A 20,907-nucleotide genomic window follows, 5' to 3' on the forward strand; every position below is an offset into this window, starting at 1 on the left:
GAAAGTCCTACCCCTGTTTCCTGGCCCGTTGCTGCTGTCGTTTCAGGCTTTCGAGCTGGCGCTTCGCCCGGTCCTGCGCCGTCTCCACCGATGAGGCACCCGCCGGAGTCCCCTGCCGCAGGAAACGCGCGAGCGCGCTGACGGTGGGGTGCTCCAGCAGCTTGAGCAGCGGCAGCTCGCCCCCGAGCGCCGCCTTGAGTCGTGCGTGCACCTGGACCATGAGCAGCGAGTGCCCACCCAGGTCGAAGAAGTTGTCGTTCACGCCCACCTGCTCGACCTTGAGCACTTCCTTCCAGATTTCGGAAATCTGCTGCTCGAGCTGGCTCTGCGGCGCCACGTAGGCCGCGCGTGAGGAGCGCGCCGCGGTGGGCGCGGGCAGGGCCTTGCGGTCCACCTTGCCGTTGGGCGTGAGGGGCAGCGCCGGCAGGTCCACCACCAGCGACGGCACCATGTGCTCGGGCAGCCGCTGCGCCACTGCGTCGCGCAGCGCCGCCGCGTCGACGGCGTGTCCGTCACGCGCCACCACGTAGGCGACCAGTCGCACGTCGCCCGGGGTGTCCTCGCGGGCCACAACCACCGCCTCGCGGACCTCGGGGCGCGCGCTGAGGACCGCCTCGATTTCACCCGCCTCGATGCGGAAGCCGCGCACCTTGAGCTGGTGGTCCACGCGGCCCAGGAACTCCACCGTGCCGTCCTCGCGCCAGCGAGCCCGGTCTCCGGTGCGGTACAGCCGCGCGCCCGGCTCGCGAGCGAACGGGTCCGGCAGGAAGCGGTCCGCCGTCAGCTCCGGACGTGCCAGGTAGCCGCGCACCACGCCCGCGCCGCCGATGAAGAGCTCCCCGGGCACGCCCACCGGCACCGGGCGCAGCCGCGCGTCGAGCAGGTAGAACTGCGTGCGCAGGAACGGCGTGCCGATGGAGACCACCGGCCCGGCCTCGCTCTTCACGTCGTGCGTGGACGACCAGATGGTCGTCTCCGTGGGGCCGTACATGTTGAGCAGCCCGGAGCCCTCGCCCAGGACCTGGCGCAGCGACGCACCCAGGGAGGAGGGGAGGGCCTCGCCGCCGACCATCAGCCGGCGCAGCCCGCCCACCGCTTCGGAGGACTCGGGCTCGGCCAGCAGTGCGCGCGCCAGTGACGGCGTGCATTGCAGGTGCGTGACGGCGTGCTCGCGCAGGTTGAGCGGGATGGAGCGCGCGGTGCCGGAGCGACGGCCATCGCGGTCCGCCTGGAGCTTCACCTCGAGGAGCAGGGGGAGGCTGGCCAGCACCGTGTCCGCCGGGATTCCGAAGTCGATGAGGCACCCCACCTCGTCCACGCCCAGGGCCCGCAACCGCTCCATCTGCTCGCGCACGGAGCGCGGTGTGCCGAACAGACCGCTCGTCTCGAAGTAACGCTCGAACGCCTGCGCCGCCAGCCGATCCAGATCCGCCTCGGTGGCCGTGTTCAGGTCCACGCCCAGCGTCTGCCCCAGGCCGCGCATCAGGTCCGCGGAGCTGCGCAGGTAGTCGCGGAAGGGCTTCTCCACCACCGAGCGCACCTTGGCGGCGTCCTCGCCGATGAAGGTGTGCAGCATCAGCGTGACGTGGCCGTCACCCGCGTGGCCCGCCGCGCGCCAGGCATCGCGGTAGAGGACCAGCTTCTTCTCCAGGTCCTCCCACGTCTGTCCCAGCAGGTGGGTGAGGACATGGCAGCCCAGGCGCCCCGCCGTAAGGAACGTTTCGGGGTTGCCCGCCGCCGTGAGCCACACCGGCAGCTCCTTCTGCACCGGACGGGGCCGCAGCGTGACGTCCACCTGCGCGCCCGCGCCGCCCGTCATGCGCAGCGTGTCGCCGCGCCAGAGGCGGCGCACCGTGTCCAGCCCCTCCAGCATCAGCTCGCGCCGCTTCTCGTAGCGCTCGGGCGCGAAGACGAAGTCATTCGCGTGCCAGCCGGAGGCGACGGAGATGCCCACGCGGCCCCGGGACAGGTTGTCGACGAGGGCCCACTCTTCCGCGACGCGGACCGGGTGGTGCAGGGGCAGCACGACGCTGCCGGCGCGGATGGCCACGCGCTCCGTCACGGCGGCGATGGCGGCGCCCGCCACGGAGGGACTGGGGTACAGGCCTCCGAAGGCGTGGAAATGGCGCTCCGGCGTCCACACCGCCGCGAAGCCATGGCGGTCCGCGAACTTCGCGCCCTCCAGCAGCAGCCGATAGCGGTCTCCCGACGACGCCTCCGCGTCATCCGCGAAGTAGAAGAGGCTCAGCTCCATCGACTTGCGCTTCGCGGCCGAGGCCCGGGCGGGCGCCTTGATGGACGCGCCCTCGCCCTGCACCACGACCTTGAAGCCGCGCGTGAGCGTCCACAGCAGCTCCAGCACGGAGATGTCGAAGGAGATGCTGGTGACGGCCAGCCACGAGCCCACGGGCTGGTGGCCGATGCGCGCGTCCATCGCGGTGAAGAAGTTGGCCACGCCGCCGTGGGGCACCATCACGCCCTTGGGCCGCCCCGTGGAACCCGACGTGTAGATGACGTACGCCAGGTGGGCCGGGCTCATGCCGAACGGAGGCGGGCTGTCGCGCCGCTCACCGTTGGCCAGGGCCACGCTCTCCAACGTCACGACGCGCGCCTTCCCCGGGGGCACGGTGCCTTCCAGGTGCGTCTCGGTGAGCAGCACGGCCGCGCCGGAGTCCTCCAGCATGTATGCCAGCCGCTCGCGGGGATAGTCCGGGTCCAGGGGCACGTACGCGCCGCCCGCCTTGAGCACCCCCATCATCGCGACGACCATCGCGGCCGAGCGCTCCACGCACAGGCCCACGCGCACCTCGGGCCCGACACCCATCAGCCGCAGGTGCCACGCCAGGGCGTTGGAGCGCGCGTCCAGCTCCGCGTACGTGAGCGTCGCGTCGTCACCCACCACGGCCACCGCGTCGGGCGTCTTCGCCGCCTGGGTGCGGAACTGCGCGTGGATGCACGCGTTGTCGTCCTCCGACTCCGAGGGCGTCAGGTCATTCCAGTCCACCAGCAGCCGCCGCGTCTCCTCGGCGTCGAGCAGGGGCAGGTCCTCCACCCGCGTCTCGGAGGAGTCCACCGCCGCGCGCAGCAGCGTCTCCAGGTGCTTCGCCAGGCGCGCCACGGTGGCGGACGAGAAGAGGTCCGTGCGGTACTCGAGCGCACCCGTCAGGCCGTCTGGCGTCTCCGCGAGCGACAGCTGGAGGTCGAACTTCGACGTGCCCTCTACCGCTCCGTCCGGCACGGGCAGCACCGGCTGCCACTGCATGCCCGGCACCGTCAGGTCCGTGGGAGGCAGCGCCTCCAGCAAGAGCGCCGTCTGGAACAGCGGGTTGTCCGCGCCACCCCGAGGGGCTCGCGCCGCGCCGACGACTTCCTCGAAGGGAAGGTCCGCGTGGGACAGCGCCTCGTGGAAGGTCTGCCGCGTCCGGGAGAGCAGCTCGCGGAAGCTCGGCTGGCCCGCGAGGTTCGCGCGCAGCACGAGCGTGTGCGCGAAGAAGCCCACCACGTCACGCAGCTCGGGGCGCTCGCGGTTGGCCACCACGGTGCCCACGGCGAAGTCCTCCTGCCCGCTGTAGCGGTGTAGCAGCGCCGCCCAGGCCGCCGACAGGGTGACGAAGAGCGTGCAGCCCTCGCGACGTCCCAGCGCGCGCAGCGACTCCACCAGTGGACGCTCCAGCGTGAGCCGGTGCAGCGCGCCCTGGAACCCCGGCTCACGGGGGCGAGGGAAGTCGGTGGGCAGCTCCAGGCGGGACAGGCCCGCGAGCTGCTTCGCCCAGTACGCGCGCTGTCCGTCCAGCAGCGCGCCCAGGCCCTGCTGCCAGCGCGAGAAGTCCGTGTACTGGAAGGCGGGCAGCGGCAGCTCGGCGGTGGCCCCGGAGACCTGGGCCCGGTACAGCGCCGCCAGCTCACGCGCCAGCACGCCGATGGACCAGCCATCCGTGGCGATGTGGTGCTGCGTCATCAGCAGCACGTGCTCGTGCTCACCCAGGGCCACCAGCGACGCGCGCACGGAGGGACCCTCGGCCAGCCGGAAGGGCTCTCGCGACTGCTCCAGCGACAGCCGTCGCAGCTCTCCTTCGCGCACCTCGGGCTCCAGCGTGCGCAGGTCGAACCGGGGGAGCGCCAGCGGGGCGGGGGCTCGAGTCACCAGGCGCGGCTGTCCTTCCACCTCGGGGAAGGCCGCGCTCAGCATGGGGTGCCGCGCCAGCAGCGCGTCCAGGCTTCGGCGCAGGGCCTCCGCGTCCAGGGGGCCCGTGAGCCGCAGCTGGAAGTGGAGGTTGTAGAGCGCGCTGTCCGGGACCAGCCGGTCCAGGAACCACAGCCGCAGCTGGCCCGACGACATGGGCAGCTCACCCTCGCGAGGCCCCGAGGTCAGCGGCGGCGCGACGAGCGAGGCCACGGGCCGGATGCCCTGCCACGCCTCCAGCAGCCGCGCGGCGGCCGACTCCAACGTCGGGCTGGTCCAGAGGAAGGCCGCGGGCAGGGCCACGCCCAGCTCGGACTCCAGCAGACCGTGCAGCTCCAGCACCATCAGCGAGTCCAGGCCCAGGCTCGCCAGCTCCGTGTGGCCCTGGAGCTTCGCGGCGTCCAGGCGCAGCGTGCGCGCCACGGCGTACCGCAGGAAGTCCGCGACATGCGCGGGGCGCTCGGCCTCTGACGCGGAGGCCAGCAGCTCCTTGAGGGGCAGGGACGGCGTCGCGGGTGCTTCGATGACCTCGGGCTCCGTCACGGAGGCCTCGACGATCTCCAGCTCACCCGCGAGGTATGCGGCCTTCGTCGCGCGCCGCTGGATCTTCCCGCTCGACGTCTTCGGGATGCTGCGCGCCTGGAGCAGCACCACGCCATGCGCGTGGACCGAGTGCTGCTCCGCGAGCACGCGGCGCACCGAGGCCACGACGGCCGAGGCATCGAAGCCGTCGCGCACGTCCACCTCCGCCGCGAGCACCAGCCGCTCCTCGCCCTCCACGTCCACGCTGAAGGCCGCGCAGCAACCGGCGCGGATGGCGCGGTGGGCGCGCTCCGCCTCCAGCTCCAGGTCCTGGGGATACAGGTTGCGGCCCCGGATGATGAGCAGGTCCTTGAGCCGTCCGGTGACGAAGAGCTGCCCTTCGGGCGACAGGAACGCCAGGTCTCCGGTGCGCAGGAACGGGCCCTCGCCCGAGGCCAGCCGCGCCTCGAAGGCGTGCGCCGTCTCCTCGGGCCTTGCCCAGTAGCCTTGCGCCACGCTCGGACCCGACACCCAGACCTCGCCCACGGCGTTCGCCGCGAGCGGCTCACGCGTCTCCGGATGGACGATGAGAACCCGCTGATCCGGCGCGCTGATTCCCGCGCCCACCAGCGTGCGCACGCGCGCGCCCTCCACATCCGAAGCCGGCGCCTCCGCGCGACCCTGCTCCAGCGACTCCGCGGTGAAGCGTCCGTGGACGAAGGCTTCGCCCTGCGTGCCACCCGTGACGATGAGCGTCGCTTCGGCCAGGCCGTAACAGGGGTAGAAGGACGTGCTGCGGAAACCACAGGGCGCGAAGGTGTCCGCGAAGCGCTCCAGCGTCTCGCGCCGCACCGGCTCCGCGCCGTTGAACGCCAGGTCCCAGCTGCCCAGCTTCAGCTTGGCCCGGTCCTCCTCCGTCGCCTTCCGCACGCACAAGTCGTAGGCGAAGTTGGGGCCGCCGCTGCACGTCGCCTGGAAGTGGGAGATGGCCTCCAGCCACCGCAGCGGGCGCTGCAGGAAGGAGATGGGCGACATCAGCGTGCAGGGGAAGCCGAGATACATCGGCTGAAGCACTTTTCCGATGAGCCCCATGTCGTGGAACATGGGCAGCCAGCCCATCCCCGACGAGCGCGACGCATCCAGCCCGAACCCTCGGGAGATGAGCGCTTCGTTGTGGAGGATGTTGGCATGGCTCACCATCACCCCCTTGGGATTGCCCGTGGAGCCGGACGTGTACTGGAGGAACGCCAGCGTGCCGCCCTCCAATTCCGGGCGCCGCCATTCGGCCGCTTGAGACTCCGGCACCGCGTCGCTGGCCAGCCACGGCAGCTCCGCCAGCTCCGGCGCCTGCGGCTTGAACAGCTCCGACATCTCCAGGATGAAGCTCGTGGTGAGCACGTAGCGCGCGCCGCTGTCCTGGGCGATGGCGCGCAGGCGGGGCAGGGTGCGCTCCAGGCGTGTCGGGTCCGGCGGATAACAAGGCACCGCCACCACGCCGCCGTAGAGACAGCCCATGAAGCCCGCGACGAACTCCATGCCGGGCGGATACAGCAGCAGCGCACGCTGTCCCTGCGCCCCGGAAGCCCGCAAGAGCGCGCCCAGCGCGCGCGCCCGCGTGTCCAGCCGTGCGTAGCTCCACTCCTCGATAGGGCCGTCGACGTCTCCCGATTCGAGAAAGCGATACAGCAGCGAATCACCCTGTGTCTGCGCGCGATGGCACAGCAGATCCACGAGGTGGAGAAAGTCACCCGGTGACGGCTCGTTGCGCTGTTTCATCCCTGCTCCCAGGCGGACGGCTCGCGAAGTTGGTTCCGCGGGCCCGAGGAGTAGGCCGCTCCTGGGACCGCTTCAGTCCAGTTGGCTGCTGGTGAAGACCTCGCCCCTCAACAGCGGGCGGATTCGACAATCCGCCTCGCGGGAGGTACGGCCATGGAGCTCCCCCCAATCTGTCGCGAGAGGCCCGCTACCGCGCGGTGGCACGGCACCGTTGCTGGGAGCCGTGAACGAGGAAAATTAGGTCGGAGGTGAAGCATGCCCTCTGCCTTCATCCCTTGTTTTATCTGGAATGTCTAGTCAGCCTCGAACCGCGCTAACTCCTTGGTTTGTCAGGGGGTCAGGCACTTCTGATAAACTGGTGGGATTCGCTCCCGAGACCGCATGGCTTCGACTCCAGCTTCGCCTTACCCCCCGGGTCCCCGGGGTCTCCCCATCTGGGGCAACCTCCTGAGCCACGAGAAAGACCCGTTGGGTCTCTTCGTCGAGAGTTTCCGAGCGCATGGTGACGTGGTCCGCTTCAAGTTGGACGCCAAGCCCACCTACATGTTGAGTCATCCGGACCACGTCCGGTACTTCCTCACCGAAAACGCCCCCAACTACGCGAAGCCGGAGCTGGTGGACGACCCGTTCCTGGGCAACGGGCTCTTCGTGAGCGAGGGGAACTACTGGCGGCGGCAGCGGCGGCTCGTCCAGCCCGCCTTCCACCGGGAGCGGCTGGCCGGCCTGCTGACGGGCATGGTGGACCTCATCCAGCGCAAGCTGGCGCAGTGGGAGGCCGTGCGGGAGCCGGGGCGGCGGTTCGACATCGCGGAGGAGATGGGGGTGCTCTCGCTGCGGATGACGACGCGGGCGCTGTACTCGGATGAGCCCGACGAGCCGACGGCGGAGGCCATGCGCCGGATGATGTGGATGCTGAACGACCGCGGCTCGTTCCTGTACCGGCTCCTGAAGTTGGAGCGGCTGCCCATCTACAAGAAGAAGTGGGCGGACTTCTTCGCCACGTTGCGGCTGCTCAATGGCAAGGCCAAGGAGGTCATCGTCCAGCGCAAGCAAGGCGGTCCCGAGGACGACATCATGGCCCTGCTGCTGGCGGCGAAGGACCGCGACACCGGCGAGGGCATGACGGACAAGGAGCTGCGCGACGAGTTCATGAACCTCTTCTCCGCGAACGAAGGCGCGGGGGCCGCGCTGGCCTGGGCCTGGCATCTGTTGTCGACCCACCCGGAAATCGCCGACCGGCTGGCCGCCGAGAGCGCGGCGGTGCTCGGTGGCGGGGCGCCGACCCTGGAGTCCCTGCCGCGCCTGCGCTACGCCATGCAGGTGTTCGAGGAGACGCTCCGGCTCTATCCCACGGCCTGGAAGCTGGTGCGCGTGGCCAAGGAGGAGGACACCGTGGGTGGCTACCGCGTGGAGCCGGGCACGGTTGTCGTCGCCATCACCTACGTGCTGCACCGGCACCCGGAGTTCTGGTCGTCACCGGAGACCTTCGATCCGGACCGCTTCGCCCCCGAGTCGCGCGGGGCGCGCCACAAGTTCGCCTACATTCCGTTCGGCGCGGGCCAGCACATCTGCATCGGCAACAACCTGTCGCTGATGTTCGGCGCGCTGGTGCTGGCGATGGTCTCCCAGCGCTTCCGCCTGCGCGCCATTCCCGGGCGGAAGGTGGACATCTATCCGGGCATCTCGCTGCTCCCCCGGGGCGGACTGCCGCTGACGCTGGAGCCCCGGAAGTGATGTGACGTGCGTGGCCGCGGGCTCGTCTCAGCCCGCGGCGCGCGTGGCCTCCTGCTCCTTGGCCGCGTAGAGCGCCTGGATGTTGGCGCCACCGAAGCCTCGGGCCTGCTGCCGCTGGATGACCTCGAAGAAGAGGGTGCGCCGCGCGTGCTGGGAGCGGGTGAAGACCTGCAGCAGCACGCCCCAGGCGTCCCGGTCCATCAGGATGTTGCGCGCCTGGAGCAGCTCCCGGCGGAACGGGCCCAGGGTGCCGAGCCTCGCCTCCAGGTCCTCGTAGTACCCCCGGGGCGCGTCGAGCAGGCCCACGCCCCGCTGGGTCAGCGCATCCACCGCGCGGGTGATGTCGTCCGCGAGGAACGCCAGGTGCTGCACGCCCGAGCCACCATGGGCGTCGACGAAGTCCTCGAGCTGTCCCCTCCGCGCACCGGCGACGGGCTCCTGCAGCGGGAAGCACACCTGTCCCCCCGCGGCCTGCACCACCCGCGAGCTCATCCCGCTGTACTCGGTGCGCACGTCTTCCTGGTGCGTCTGCGCGAAGCCGAGCACGTCCACGTAGAACCCCACCGTGTCCAGCAGCCGGCCCCGCTCCAGGGCGAAGGCGAAGTGGTCCACCCCGGAGAACAGCGTCGCGCCGCCCGAGGGCCCCGCGTCCACCGGCAGGTATGCGCCCGGGAGGTACGCACCCGACGGCGTGTCGCGCTGGATGAACGAATGCACCCAGTTGCCTGGCCCCGCGATGGTGGCCTTCACCACGCGCTGGCCATCGGCTTCGTAGGTGAAGGGCTCGGCCACCGCCCGGGCGCCCCGGCTCACCGCCTCGCGAAAGGCCGTGTGCGCATCCGGTGTCCCCAGCGCGATGTCTCGCACGCCGTCGCCATGGGCCCGCACGTACGCGGCGACTTCACCCTCGGAGCCCAGCGCGGACGTGACGACGAGCCGCGCGGCTCCCTGCTCGAGCACGAAGGAGCGACGGCCGGGCAGCCCCGTCTCCGGTCCACCGCTGGCCACCATCCGGAAGCCGAGCGCGTGGCAGAAGTAATAGGCGGAGAGCGCCGCGTCGCCCACGAACAGCTCGGCATGCTCCACCCGCGTGAGATCCACTCGGAGAACCTCGATTCAAGTGGGCGAGACCATTCCAGGCCAGCCCGATGGGAGCGCGAGACGGTGATTGCGTTGCAATAAGTCTTATCACGGATTGCCGCCGTAAACCTCTCAGCATGTCATCCGTGAAAAGTGTCGGACGCTGTATCACCCGGTGCTCACGCCGAGACATCACGTGGGGCGATGTATCACCCGCGGCTCACGCCGAGACGGCGGTGGGGGCGGTGTCTGGCATGGAGACGAGCTGTCCTGACTCGAGCTTGAGCAGACGGTCGGCCAGGTGGAAGTAGCGATCGTCGTGGCTGATGACGAAGACGAGCTTCCCCTGGTTCTTCAGCGCGGGGAGCATCTCCCGGTAGAACAGCTCGCGGAAGAGGGGGTCCTGGTCCGCGGCCCACTCGTCGAAGACGTAGATGGGGCGGTCCTCCAGGAACGACGTGAGCAGGGCCAGGCGCTTGCGCTGTCCCTGGGAGAGCGACACCGTGGACAGCTTGCCGTCCTCCACGCGCACCTTGTGCTGCAACTGGAGCCGGGACAGGAAACCTTTCGCCTTCTCCTCGAGCCCGGGTTGGTCCAGGCCGAGCATGCGCTCGAAGAGGTGGAAGTCGAAGAACACGGAGGAGAAGAGCTGGCGGTAGGAGCGGCGGTTGGCGGCGGTGATGGGCACGCCGTCCACTCGCAGCTCCCCCTTCTCCGGCGAGTACAGTCCGGTGAGCAGCTTGGCCAGCGTCGTCTTGCCGCTGCCGTTGCCGCCCACGAGGAAGACCAGCTCGCCCCGGCGCATCATCGTGTTGATGGGGCCCAGGGTGAAGGTCGCGCCGTCCTGCTCGCGGTAGTAGGTGTGGGTGATGTCCACGAGTTCGACTCGCTCGAACTTCGTCGGCACGGCGCCGTCGGCGGGAGGCTCCGGGTCCGCCAGCGACAGGCCCAGTTTCTCCAACTTCTTCATCGCCACGTGGCTGCGAGACAGGGCGGGCCACTGGTTCATCAGGCCGTCGAGCGGCTGTTGCAGGTACAGCACCACCAGCGCGTACGCGGCCAGCGTGGACATCTCCACCGTCTGGAACCGGGGCACGCCGAAGAGGATGACGGCGATGACGGCCATCACCATGAAGCCGCCCCAGCTCCCGGTGATGATGAAGAGGTTGTTGGTCGTCAGCGAGACACGTGAGACCTCCTCGGCCGTCGGCTTGAGCTCCTTGTTGAAGAAGTCCTCGCTGCGCGCGTGGTGGAGCTGCAGCTCCTTGGCGCCGTCGATGAGCGTCCTGAAGTTGGAGTACAGGGCGTCCTGGCTCTCGCGCCGCTTGTAGAACTGCGAATACGCGTAGCGGTTGGGGATGGCCACGCTCGCCATCACCACGGCGATGACCGCGAGGATCATCATCAGGAGCGGCCCGGACAGCCACGCCAGGTAGACGAGGCAGCCCGCGAGCGTCGCCAGGCAGATGATGACGCCGGGGATGACGGAGATGGTGCTGTTGATGACGGCGATGTCCTCCGTCAGCGCGGCCAACAGCTTGTGCGGCCCGGCGCTCTCCAGCTTGCTCAGCGGGGCCTCCAGCATGCGCCGACACAGCGACAGCCGGAGGTCCAGCAGGGCCACCTGCTGCATGGAGCTGAGCTGCATCTGAGACACGATGCGCAGCACCAGCACCGCCACCGCGAAGCCGAGGAACGCGGGCATCAGCGTCAGCGCGTCCGCCACCGTCCGGGACGTCAGCGCCTGGTTCATCACCGCGACGAGCGCCGCGCTGCATGCACCCGTGAGGATGCCCAGGAGCGCCGCGAGAATGATGGGGAGTTTGGACTTCTGGAAGAGCAGGGCGAGCAATGACACGACGGCTCCCGGAGACCCGGAGGGACCTGAGAATCGGGCCCTCGCCGCTCTCATACGTCATTGCCGCGCGAAGTGATACCCGGGGACAGGCTGCTTATCGGGTTATCATGGTGCCAGGCGGGACGGGGTTGCGCCGCCCTTGGCGAGCGGCCCGGGGGCGCGGAATACTGGGCGGATATGCGACTGCCCGCTCTCGTCCCCAACGTCCTGACCGCCCTGGTGCTTTTCGGGGGGACCGCCTGGGTCGGGCTCGCGCTCGCCTTGACAGGGGCGGGGCCCGAAGGGGCGCACCTCCTCAGGGCATTGGGTGCCCTGGTCGTGGCGGGCCTGGCCCTCGTCGTGTGGCGGCGGTTCGGCTCGCGGTCGGGCGCGGTGGCGGTGGTGCTCGCGGCGTGTGGGGGGCTTCACGTCTGGGCCTGGTCCCAGGCGCCGTCGACCGAGCGCGACTGGGCGCCGGACCTGGCACGGATGGCTCGCGCGGACGTGGAGGGCTCGCGGGTGACGATTCACGACGTGCGCGACTTCCGCTACCGGAGCACGACGGACTGGGATGCGTCCTGGTACTCGGCCACGTATGACGCGCGCGAGCTGACGGGGGCGTGGTTCATCGTGGAGCCGTTCTCCGGCTTCTTCGGCGCCGCGCACACCATGGTGAGCTTCGGCTTCTCGGATGGGCGCTACCTCGTCTTCTCCGTGGAGATTCGTCGCGAGAAGGGGGAGACGTTCTCCGCCGTGGGAGGGCTGTTCCGCCAGTTCGAGCTCGTCTACGTCGTGGGCGACGAGCGGGACCTGGTGCAACTGCGCTCCAACCACCGACATGACGACGTGTACCTCTACCCGGTGAACGCGTCGAAGGAGCGCATCTCCGACTTCTTCCTCGACATGGTGGCCCGGATGAACGCGCTGCACGCGAAGCCGGAGTTCTACAACTCGCTCTCCAACAACTGCACCACCAACCTGGTGCACCACTTCGAGAAGGTGAGCGCGGTGAAGGTGCCCTATGACCACCGCACGCTGCTGCCGGCCTTCTCCGACGCGCTGGCGTACGAGCTGGGGCTCATCGAGACGGACGCGCCGCTGGAAGTGGTGCGCGCGCGGCACCTCATCAACCCGCGCGCGCTGGCGGCGGCGAACCAGCCGGACTTCTCGCGGCGCATCCGTGAGACGCAAGCGCGCGCGGCCGACTCAGCTCCCTGACGCCGCTTTCAAGACGGGGGCCGGCCCGGCCTCCAGGTGGCGGACGTAGTGCGCCTCCAGCGTGGAGAAGTAGCCGCGCTCCTCCCACAGCAGGGCGAGCAGCCGGTCCGCCAGCGACTTCACCTCCGCGCTCTCGCCCGGCTCGGGCGCGCGGGGGCCCACGTTCCTGGGATTGAGGAACACGCGCGTGGCCTCCGCCACCAGCAGCCGGCTGCTCGCGAAGAGGCGCCGCAGGGCCTGATTGACGGGCCTTGCATCCACCTCCGCGCAGGCCGCGACGATGGCCGCGTGGATGGCTTGAGGCTTGTCGCCCTGCAGGCTCAGCGCATCCAGGTCTCCGCGCTCCAGCGCGTGGTGGAGCAGGTAGCCGTGGTGCAGGGACACGGAGGCCACGTCCACGCAGTCCTTCACCCACAGGACGAAGAAGACCTTCCGGAAGAGCTTCTTCACCGGAAGCAGCATCATCCCCTTGAGGTAGCTGGCCAACCGCCCGCCCAGCGTGCGGCCCAGACTGGAGCCCGCGAGCGCCTCCACGGCCTGGTTCGGCGCGCGCAGCCCGCGCTCCTCCAACAGCGAGCGGACCAACTGCTCGCGCACCTGGAAGAGGGCGTAGTCATCCAGGAAGGGGACGGGGATGAGGGGCGTCAGCCCGGAGGCGACGGCATGCAGCGCCACGCGCCCCAGGGGCGGAGACGACGGAGGGCTCGGCGTGGGGCGGGGGCTCGGCTCGCTCATCACTCATCTCTATGCGAAATCCGGCGGACGATTGCGTCAGGCCGTCGGCCCGCTCGGTGGGTGGACGGACAGGCTCAGCCCTGACGCGCGCCGCGCACGTGGGGCATCAGCACGGAGTACAGGGTGCTCATGACGGGCGTGGGGACGCCGAGCGCATGGCCGCGCCGGGCCACCGTGCCCTGGAGGTATTCGACCTCCAGCGGCTTGCCCGCGTCGAAGTCCACCATCATCGACGGGCGGATCTCCGGGGCCATCGCCTCCATGAAGCGCATCACGTCGTCGGGACGCGTGGTGGTGGAGACGCCCTCCGCGGCGGCGACGCGGAGCACCTCGGCGGCGGCCTCGCGGAACATCTCCCGGAAGAAGGGGACCTCTCTCAAGGGGCCAATCGAGGAGCGTGCGGCGGTACAGAAGCCGGACATCGCGGCGAGGAAGGCGAGCTTCTCCCAGAGGGGCGCGCGGATGTCGGCCACCGCCTCCGCGTTGAGGCCCGCCTGGGCGAGCACGTCCCGCAGCGCCTGGACGCGCGGGGAGACGCGCGAGATGTCACCGAACGCCTCGCCCAGCACCACCCGGTGCAGCGTGCCCGCCTGACGGATGACGCCCGGCTCGGTGATGGCGGTGGAGATGTACGTCGTCCCTCCGATGACCGCGGCCTCGCCCACGGCGGCGGCCACCTCGGAGGGGCTGTCCACGCCGTTCTGGAGCGTGACGACCACCGTGCCGGGAGCGCCGTGCGAGGGCTGCTCCTTCGAGGCGAGCAGTGTCTTCACCTGGGCGAGCACGCTGGCGACGTCGTAGTTCTTCACCGCGAGCACCACCACGTCCACCGGCCCCAGCCGCGCGGCGTCCTCTTCGGCGCGGACGGGGACGGTGAAGTCCCCCTCCTGACTGAGGATGGTGAGGCCCCGCTCCCGCATGGCGCGCAGGTGCGAGCCTCGGGCGAGGAAGCCCACGTCGTGCCCCGCGCGCACCAACCTCGCGCCGTAATAGCCGCCCACTCCACCCGAACCGACGATGCCAAATCGCATGGCTCGCGAGGATAGCGAAGCGCCGCCGCTCCCGCAGGAGCGTTTCGACGGCGCCTCGCCCGGACTTCGAGTCTCAGCCGGCGAGAGGCCGGATTCTGGCTCCGGTGTCCCAGCCCAGGGCTCCGGACGCGGCCAGCACGTCCGCGCTCGGCGTTCCCGCGTGGGCGATGAACTCCGCGGAGGCCTCGGGCGAGGCACAGGCGGAGAGGATGCGCTCGGGAATCATGAAGGCGCTGACGATGGCGTCGGCCACCCGGTTGTCCCGGCTGCCGGCGACCAGCAGGTCGACGACGTGCGGCGGAGGCGGTTGGAGCAGCGCGTTCGTCCAGTCGGTCGCCGGGGCGACGGCGGTCCACATCCGCGCCTCCGTGTCGCGGCAGAACGTCTCGTCGAAGGGGCGCTCGGACAGGAGCGCGTCCTGGATGGCGATGGCCAGCGTGAAGGCGGAGGCCGACGCGGCGTTGGCGCCCTGGCCCGCGACGGGGTCGTTCGTCACGTGGGTGTCGCCCACCGCCATGACGAAGCGGCCCTCGCCCACCTGGGCCCAGGCGCGGCGCACCACGGGCGTGAAGCCTCCCTGGAGGAAGTCCAGCGGACCTCGGACGCCGAACTCCGTCGGGTCGATGCGCTCGTAGGTGGCGGGCGCGTGGCGGCGCATGAGGTCCAGCAGCATCGCGTCGAAGGCGGCCGGGTCGTCGTCGCGCTTGAGGGAAATCATCGACGCCAGCTCGCTTCCGGGCACCGCCTCGATGAGCGTGCTGGGGACGCGGCCGTGGCGGGTGATCATCTGCGATTCGAAGACCTCACCCTGGCCCGGCACCAGGTTGACGTGCATGCCGAAGGGCTCCGGCATCCGCAGGCCCTTGAGGATCGCCGCGAACAGCACGCGAGGAGGCCGGGTATGCGGCGACAGCTCCGGCACGCGCGGAAACAGCGCGTTGAGCCCATTGCGCCCGGAGGCCACCACCACCAGCGCATGGCGCCGCGTCAGGCCCTCCAGCGCGACGTTGTCCACCGGCGCGACCTCCAGCCGCCCTCCGCGCTCCACGAAGGCCTCCGCGAGCCGGGGCTGATAGAGGCGATAGTCCACGCAGAGGCTCGGCTCGAGGACGCGCCCCTTCACGCTGAACGGATGCGGCCCGTGGACGTGGATGGCGCAGCGGTTCATCGCCAGCTCCGGCGCGCCCCAGAAGTCCACCCACAGCTCCCGCTCCCGTGCGCGAGTGGGCGCATGGTGAGTCACCGTGTTCAGAAGTCGGCCTGCGCGAAGGGCGTCTGGCTCCTGCTCCGCGTAGAGCGTGACGGGAATGCCCTGCGAGAGAAGCTTCAGACCCAGGTGCAGTCCGGCAGTGCCGGCGCCGACGATACCGATGCTCGCCATCTGTCTCTCCTTCACTTTTCCCGACTTGAAAGACTTTGCGTCGGGACGGCCCCTCAGGGGATGTGGGGTTCCCCGGGTGTTCCGGGGTGCGCAGGGCTCCATATCACAATGTGAATGGAGTTCTTTAGACTGGTCATACCCCGAGTCTCAGGAACATGGGGGTCCCCGGGCACCCGTTCGCGATTGGACCGTTGGGTTCCAGGTTGGGGCCGGACAGTCGGCGGCCCTACAGTCGAGGGATGAGCGCGGCCCTCGACGTGGTGCTGGAAGTGGGCGACGTCACCGAGATGACGGCGGATGTCGCCTTGTTCAAATATGCACAAAAGCTGTACGGCGCGGCTGGCGAGGCGTCACGGCGGCTGGAGGCCGTGGGCGTGCCGCCGGTGCAGGTCGCGGTGCAGCCGGGCGAATTCCGCTTCGTGGAGACGAAGGGCGCGCTGGCCTCGCCGCTGGCGCTCTTCATGGGCACGGTGCGGCTGGGCGAGTTCGGCTACCACGAGATTCGCCAGTTCGCGTTGCGCGCGCTGAAGGCGCTGGAGGCGCACGCGTCGGTGAAACACGTGGCGGGCACGGTGCACGGCCCCAACTACGGGCTCGACGAGGATGAGGCGGTGCTGGCCTTCGTGGGCGGACTCATCGAGGCCTTCCAGCGCGGCACGGGCCCCAAGGGGTTGGAGCGCTTCACGGTGGTGGAGCTGGACATGCGCCGTGCCCTGCGGCTGCGCAAGGCGCTGGAGCGGGGCCTGGGTGGAACGCCGGGCGTGGAGACGCTGCCAGGGGGAGGTTTCCGGGTGCGGCGCAGCAGCGCGTTCGTGCAGGCGCCGTCCATGGCCAGCGCGGGCACGGTGTCCATGGGAAAGCCTCACGCCTTCGTGGCGATGCCCTTCACGCCCGAGTTGGAGGACACGTACCACTACGGCATCCAGGGGCCCGTGAAGGCGGCGGGTCTGCTGTGCGAGCGCGTGGACCAGGCCGTGTTCGACGGGCCCATCATCCAGCGAATCAAGGAGCGCATCGACACGGCGAAGGTCGTCATCGCCGACCTGTCGCTGGCCAACCCCAACGTGTACCTGGAGGTCGGCTACGCGTGGGGTAAAGGGCGGCCCACGCTGCTCCTGGTTCGCGACGTGAAGGAGCTGCGCTTCGACGTCGCGTCCTACAGGTGCATCGTCTATCGCAACATCCGCGAGCTGGAGTCGATGCTCTCGCGCGAGCTGGAGCGGCTCGACAAGCTGGTGTGAGAGGAAGCTACCAGCCGCGCGCGGCGACGGCCCACGTGGCCGTCACGGTGTCGCCGCGCAGCACGTGGAGCCGCTCGTGCAGGTTGACGGCGGCGCAGACGTGGTTGGGGACGACGCGCAACCGGTCCCCCACGCGGGGGCGCCAGGACGTGCCCGAGACGTCGAGCAGGCCGTGCTCCTCGGAGACGCTCCGGACGACGAGCTCGGGCCTGTCCAGGAGTGCGCCATAGCCACCCGTCGGGGCGAGCCCTTCCTCCTTGGCCAGGGCCTTGGAGCCCGCGTCGACCACCACCTGGCCGGGGACGGCGGTGCTCACCACGGTGGTCAGGACGGAGAACGCGCACTCGTTCCAGGCGCAGGCGTTGAGCGCGGCGGTGTTGCGGTCATTCAGCACGTTGATGCCGGGGCGGATCTCCGTCAGGCCTTCCACTTCGTGCGAGCGCCACAGCATGGGCGTGGAGCCTCCGCTGACGACGTCGGGGCGGAGTCCCTCGGAGGCGAGCGCGTCCACGAACTCGCGCACGCGCGCTCCCTGGTCCTTCAACGCGGACTCCTGCTGCTCCACCGGCACGCGCACGTGGCCTGGATAGAAGATGATGCCTCTGTACGTCACGCCGGGCGTGGCGGCGACCGCGCGGGCCAGGGCCACGGCATCGGCCGGGCTCTGCACGCCCACGCGGCGCATGCCCAGGTCCAGCTCCACCAGCACCCCCACGGTTCGCCCCGCGTCCCGGGCCGCGTGGCCCAGTCCCTCCAGCGCCTCCACCGAGTCGAGCGCCACCGTGAGCCGCGTGCGCCGGGGCAGGGCCATCAGCTGCGCGAGTCGGCTCGGGCCCACGGGTGGGTAGGCCAGCAGCACGTCGTCGCAGACGGTGGCCATGACCGCGGCCTCGCGCGGCGTGGCGACGGTGGCGCCCATGGCCCCGGCGGCGAGCTGGAGCGCGGTGAGCTCCGCGGTCTTGTGCGTCTTCGTGTGGGGGCGCCAGTGCAGGCGGTGCTCCCGCGTGTACGCGGCCACGCGCGCGAGGTTTGCTTCCACGCGGTCCAGGTCCACGAGGGCGGCGGGGGTCGTGAGCGCTTCGAGCGGGAGCAGGTCCATGCGGCGCAATCTTGCACCGCGCGCGCTGGCGCTCCAGGTGTCCGTGGCCAGCGCGTGCCCTTCACCTGACACGACGAGGCCCACCTCGGGCCCGGAGCGTTTCCTCCAGGTCCAGGGCGGGCCTCGCCAACGTCAGCGTGTTACTGCGGCTTGGGGGCCGCGACCTTCTTCGCCGGCGGCAGGTACTTCACGCCGAGCTGGCTGAAGATGAACGAGTACGCGTCCACCTCCTCCTCGATGCGGGCGTTGAGCGGGGTGCCGGAGCCGTGGCCCGTCTCGGCGTCGGCGCGCAGCAGGATGGGGCTCTTGGCCGCCGTGGCCGTCTGCATCCGGGCCACCATCTTCCGCGAGTGGAACGGGTCCACGCGCGGGTCATTGGCGCCGGAGGTGAACAGCACGGGCGGGTACTTCGTGCCGTCCTTCACGTTGTGGACGGGCGAGTAGGCAAGCAGCGCCTTGAACTGCTCGGGGTCCTTCACCGTGCCGTACTCGGTGACGTTGAACTGGCCGTTGGACGTGCGCTCCGAGCGCAGCATGTCGTAGAGGCCCACGCGGGCCACCACGGCGCCGTACGCCTCCGGGTGCTGGGTGACGACGGCGCCCATCAGCAGGCCGCCGTTGCTGCCGCCCTGGATGGCCAGCTTCTTGGGCTGCGTGTACTTCTGGTCCACCAGCAGCTTCGCGCAGGCGTAGAAGTCATCGAAGACGTTCTGCTTCTTCGTCAGCGAGCCCTCGGCGTGCCACTTCTCGCCGAACTCCGAGCCGCCGCGCAGGTTGGCGATGGCGTAGACGCCGCCCTGCTCCAGCCACAGGCCCGCCAGCGGGCTGAAGCCCGGGCTGATGGAGATGTTGAAGCCGCCGTAGCCGGTGAGCAGCGTCGGGTTGGTGCCGTTGAGCTTCGTGCCCTTCTTCTTGAGGATGGTGAGCGGAACCTTGGTGCCGTCCTTCGACGTGGCCTCGGTGCGCACCACCTCCACGTCGCTCACGTCCATGGGCGAGGTCTTGGCCAGGGCCGTCTTGGTCACCTTGCCGTCCGCGGGCGTGAAGCGGTACCAGGCCTGCGGCTGCACGAAGCTGGAGTTGCTGAAGTAGATGTCCTCGCCGCCCGCGCTCACCAGTCCGCCCACCGACGATACCGGCGGGGTGGGGACCAGGCCCAGGTCCTTGCCCTTCAGGTCCACCATGCGCAGCTGCGACGGGCCGCCGAGCTGCTCGCTCACGTACAGGCGCGACTTCGTCGGGAAGAAGCCCTGGACGCTGGCCTCGCCCTCGGGCAGCAGCACCGTGGCCTTGTCCAGCGTCGGGGTGGCCAGGGCCAGGCGCAGCACCTTGCCGCGCGGTGCGTCCTGCCGGCTGAGCAGGTAGAGGGCGCCGTCATGGCCAAAGCGGGCGCGGATGACCTTGTCCGCGAACTTCGTCACCTGCGTCCACTTCCCGTCGGGGCCGTGGAGGTACAGCATGAACTCGCCGCCGTCGCCGTTGGCGACCATCGCCGTGATGTACTTGCCGTCGGGCGACGTCTCCAGCTCCGTCATGGCGATGCGTGGGAAGTCCTTGCCCAGCGCGTACGTGTCCTTCTCCGTGGGCGTGCCCAGCTTGTGGAAGTACACCTGCTGGAAGAAGTCCCGGTCCTCCGCCGGGCGCTCCTCGCCGCGCGGATAACGCGTGTAGAAGTAGCCCGTTCCGTCCGCGTTCCACGCGAGGCCACCACCCGCCGTGCCGCCGTTGACGCGAGGGACGACCTCGTTCGGCAGCGGCTTGCCCGTGGCCACGTCATAGACGGAGACGTCGCCGCTCTCCGTGCCGTTCTTCGACAGCGACACCGCCAGCTTCTTGCCGTCCAGCGTGGGCTCGATGAAGTCGATGGTGGTGTGGCCCGACGGGTCGATGACCATGGGGTCCAGCAGCGAGCGCTCCTTCGACGTGTCGTCAGCGGAGCCAATCACCACCACGTACGGCTGTTGCCGGGGCGGCTGATACTTGATGCCGATGAGGGTGCCGTTGGCCTCCGTCAAACCCGCGTAGCCCGGGGACTTCCAGGACAGCAGCTCGGCGACGCGCTGACGGATGCCCTCGCGGCCGGGCAGCCTGTCCAGGATGGCCCGCGTGTGGGCGTTCTGGGCGTCGTTCCACTGCTTCACCTTCGCGTCATCGGTGGCCTCCAGCCACTGGTAGGCGTCCTTCACCTCCGTGCCGTGGTAGGTGTCGACGACCTCCTTCTTCTCCGTGACGGGCGGCTTGGACGCGCCCTTGCCTGCGGCCGGGGACGTGAGTGGCAGCAGCAGTGCCGCCGCGGCCAGTGCGGTTGTCAGCTTCATGTTCACCTCGGGGATAGGGAAAGGCGGACGCAGCCTGCCACGTCCTATCCTCCGTGGCGTCGGTTCCCGACAGGGGAATGTCGCCTCGGGGCCCGTGTTCCCTCGGGTTGCTTCCAGGCGTGCGCTGCGTCAAAGCCGCTGGGGAATTCGAGGACGCCCGTCGTCACGGGGCGCGCAGGGGAAGCTCGACCAGGGCGGCTGCGAAGCGGTCGAAGGCCTCGTTGGCGGGGAGGGCGGTGGTTTCGTCCATGTTGCCGAGCATCAGCGCGAAGACGACGCGCGGGTGCTCGGCGTCACCGGGCCGGTCCACCACGCCCGCGAAGCACTTCTGTCCGGAGAGTGTGCCCGTCTTGGCGCGGATGCGGCCCGCGGTGATGGCGGTGACGGGGCGGGTGGCCAGCGTGCCGTCCACGCCGGCCACGGGCAGGCTGTCCACCAGCGCGGCGCCGTAGGGCTCTCGCAGGCTGGTGAAGAGCACGCGCGCCAGGCCTCGCGCGGTGGCCAGGTTGTAGCGGGACAGGCCGCTGCCATCGACGGGGCGCAGGTCCCGGGCGGGGATGCCGCGACGGGTGAGCTCCTCGGCCAGCGCGGTGCGCAGCGTGGCGTAGCCCTCCGTGCCGCTGCGCTCGCGCGCGAAGCGCAGGCCCAGCCGCTCCGCGTAGAGGTTGAGGGACTCCTTGTTGGTGGCCTTCACCAGCTCCGACAGGGGCGGGCTGACCAGGGTGACGAGCGGCTCCGGCACGGGCGGGCGC

The 20,907-nt window shown here is 70.1% G+C and carries 12 protein-coding genes; 3 read left to right on the plus strand and 9 right to left on the minus strand.

What is annotated here, in order from left to right; all coding sequences use genetic code 11:
* Positions 1–7 precede the first annotated feature (7 nt).
* Positions 8–6,481 (minus strand): MupA/Atu3671 family FMN-dependent luciferase-like monooxygenase, encoded by a 6,474-nt coding sequence (locus tag HR086_RS13395; protein ID WP_174462573.1) that lies wholly within the window; start codon positions 6,479–6,481, stop codon positions 8–10.
* A gap of 381 nt (positions 6,482–6,862) precedes the next feature.
* Here HR086_RS13395 and HR086_RS13400 point away from each other — a divergent pair, with 381 nt between their 5' ends.
* On the plus strand, positions 6,863–8,215 hold the full coding sequence (locus HR086_RS13400; protein ID WP_174459232.1) for a cytochrome P450: 1,353 nt from the start codon (positions 6,863–6,865) through the stop codon (positions 8,213–8,215).
* Between the two features lie 27 nt (positions 8,216–8,242).
* Here HR086_RS13400 and hppD read toward each other — a convergent pair whose 3' ends face one another.
* Complete coding sequence (gene hppD / locus HR086_RS13405) at positions 8,243–9,316, minus strand: 4-hydroxyphenylpyruvate dioxygenase (RefSeq protein ID WP_174465814.1); 1,074 nt, start codon at positions 9,314–9,316, stop codon at positions 8,243–8,245.
* 199 nt (positions 9,317–9,515) lie between these two features.
* Positions 9,516–11,153 carry a cyclic peptide export ABC transporter gene (locus HR086_RS13410; protein WP_141644144.1) on the minus strand — a complete coding sequence of 546 codons (1,638 nt, stop codon included), beginning with the start codon at positions 11,151–11,153 and terminating at the stop codon, positions 9,516–9,518.
* Between the two features lie 318 nt (positions 11,154–11,471).
* Here HR086_RS13410 and HR086_RS13415 point away from each other — a divergent pair, with 318 nt between their 5' ends.
* Positions 11,472–12,350, plus strand: a complete 879-nt coding sequence (locus HR086_RS13415; protein ID WP_373564294.1) for a DUF4105 domain-containing protein — start codon at positions 11,472–11,474, stop codon at positions 12,348–12,350.
* Here HR086_RS13415 and HR086_RS13420 read toward each other — a convergent pair.
* From HR086_RS13420 to HR086_RS13430, 3 genes are all read right to left on the minus strand, one after another.
* Positions 12,339–13,085: a hypothetical protein gene (locus HR086_RS13420; protein ID WP_174462576.1), complete on the minus strand. Its 747-nt coding sequence runs from the start codon at positions 13,083–13,085 to the stop codon at positions 12,339–12,341. The genes HR086_RS13415 and HR086_RS13420 overlap by 12 nt on opposite strands.
* 74 nt (positions 13,086–13,159) lie before the next feature.
* Entirely contained in the window at positions 13,160–14,116 is a 957-nt protein-coding gene (locus HR086_RS13425) for a ketopantoate reductase family protein (protein WP_141644141.1), read from the minus strand.
* A 73-nt stretch (positions 14,117–14,189) separates the two neighbouring features.
* A complete protein-coding gene (locus HR086_RS13430) occupies positions 14,190–15,497 on the minus strand; it encodes a styrene monooxygenase/indole monooxygenase family protein (protein WP_174465815.1) in 1,308 nt (435 codons plus the stop codon).
* A gap of 239 nt (positions 15,498–15,736) precedes the next feature.
* On the opposite strand from HR086_RS13430, the gene HR086_RS13435 reads away from it, so the two are divergent.
* Complete coding sequence (locus HR086_RS13435) at positions 15,737–16,738, plus strand: hypothetical protein (RefSeq protein ID WP_174465816.1); 1,002 nt, start codon at positions 15,737–15,739, stop codon at positions 16,736–16,738.
* Positions 16,739–16,745: 7 nt separating this feature from the next.
* On the opposite strand, the gene HR086_RS13440 is transcribed toward HR086_RS13435, so the two are convergent.
* The 3 genes from HR086_RS13440 to HR086_RS13450 all read right to left on the minus strand — a co-directional run.
* A complete protein-coding gene (locus tag HR086_RS13440; RefSeq protein ID WP_174465817.1) occupies positions 16,746–17,837 on the minus strand; it encodes an alanine racemase in 1,092 nt (363 codons plus the stop codon).
* Positions 17,838–17,977: 140 nt separating this feature from the next.
* The gene (locus HR086_RS13445) at positions 17,978–20,155 is read right to left on the minus strand and encodes a prolyl oligopeptidase family protein (protein ID WP_174465818.1); all 2,178 of its coding nucleotides are present in this window, start codon (positions 20,153–20,155) and stop codon (positions 17,978–17,980) included.
* 163 nt (positions 20,156–20,318) lie between these two features.
* A partial coding sequence (locus HR086_RS13450) for a D-alanyl-D-alanine carboxypeptidase (RefSeq protein WP_174465819.1) occupies positions 20,319–20,907 on the minus strand: 589 nt, incomplete at its 5' end.

Origin of the sequence: Myxococcus sp. CA039A, assembly GCF_013336645.1 — a bacterium.
In the GTDB taxonomy this organism is placed as follows: domain Bacteria; phylum Myxococcota; class Myxococcia; order Myxococcales; family Myxococcaceae; genus Myxococcus; species Myxococcus llanfairpwllgwyngyllgogerychwyrndrobwllllantysiliogogogochensis.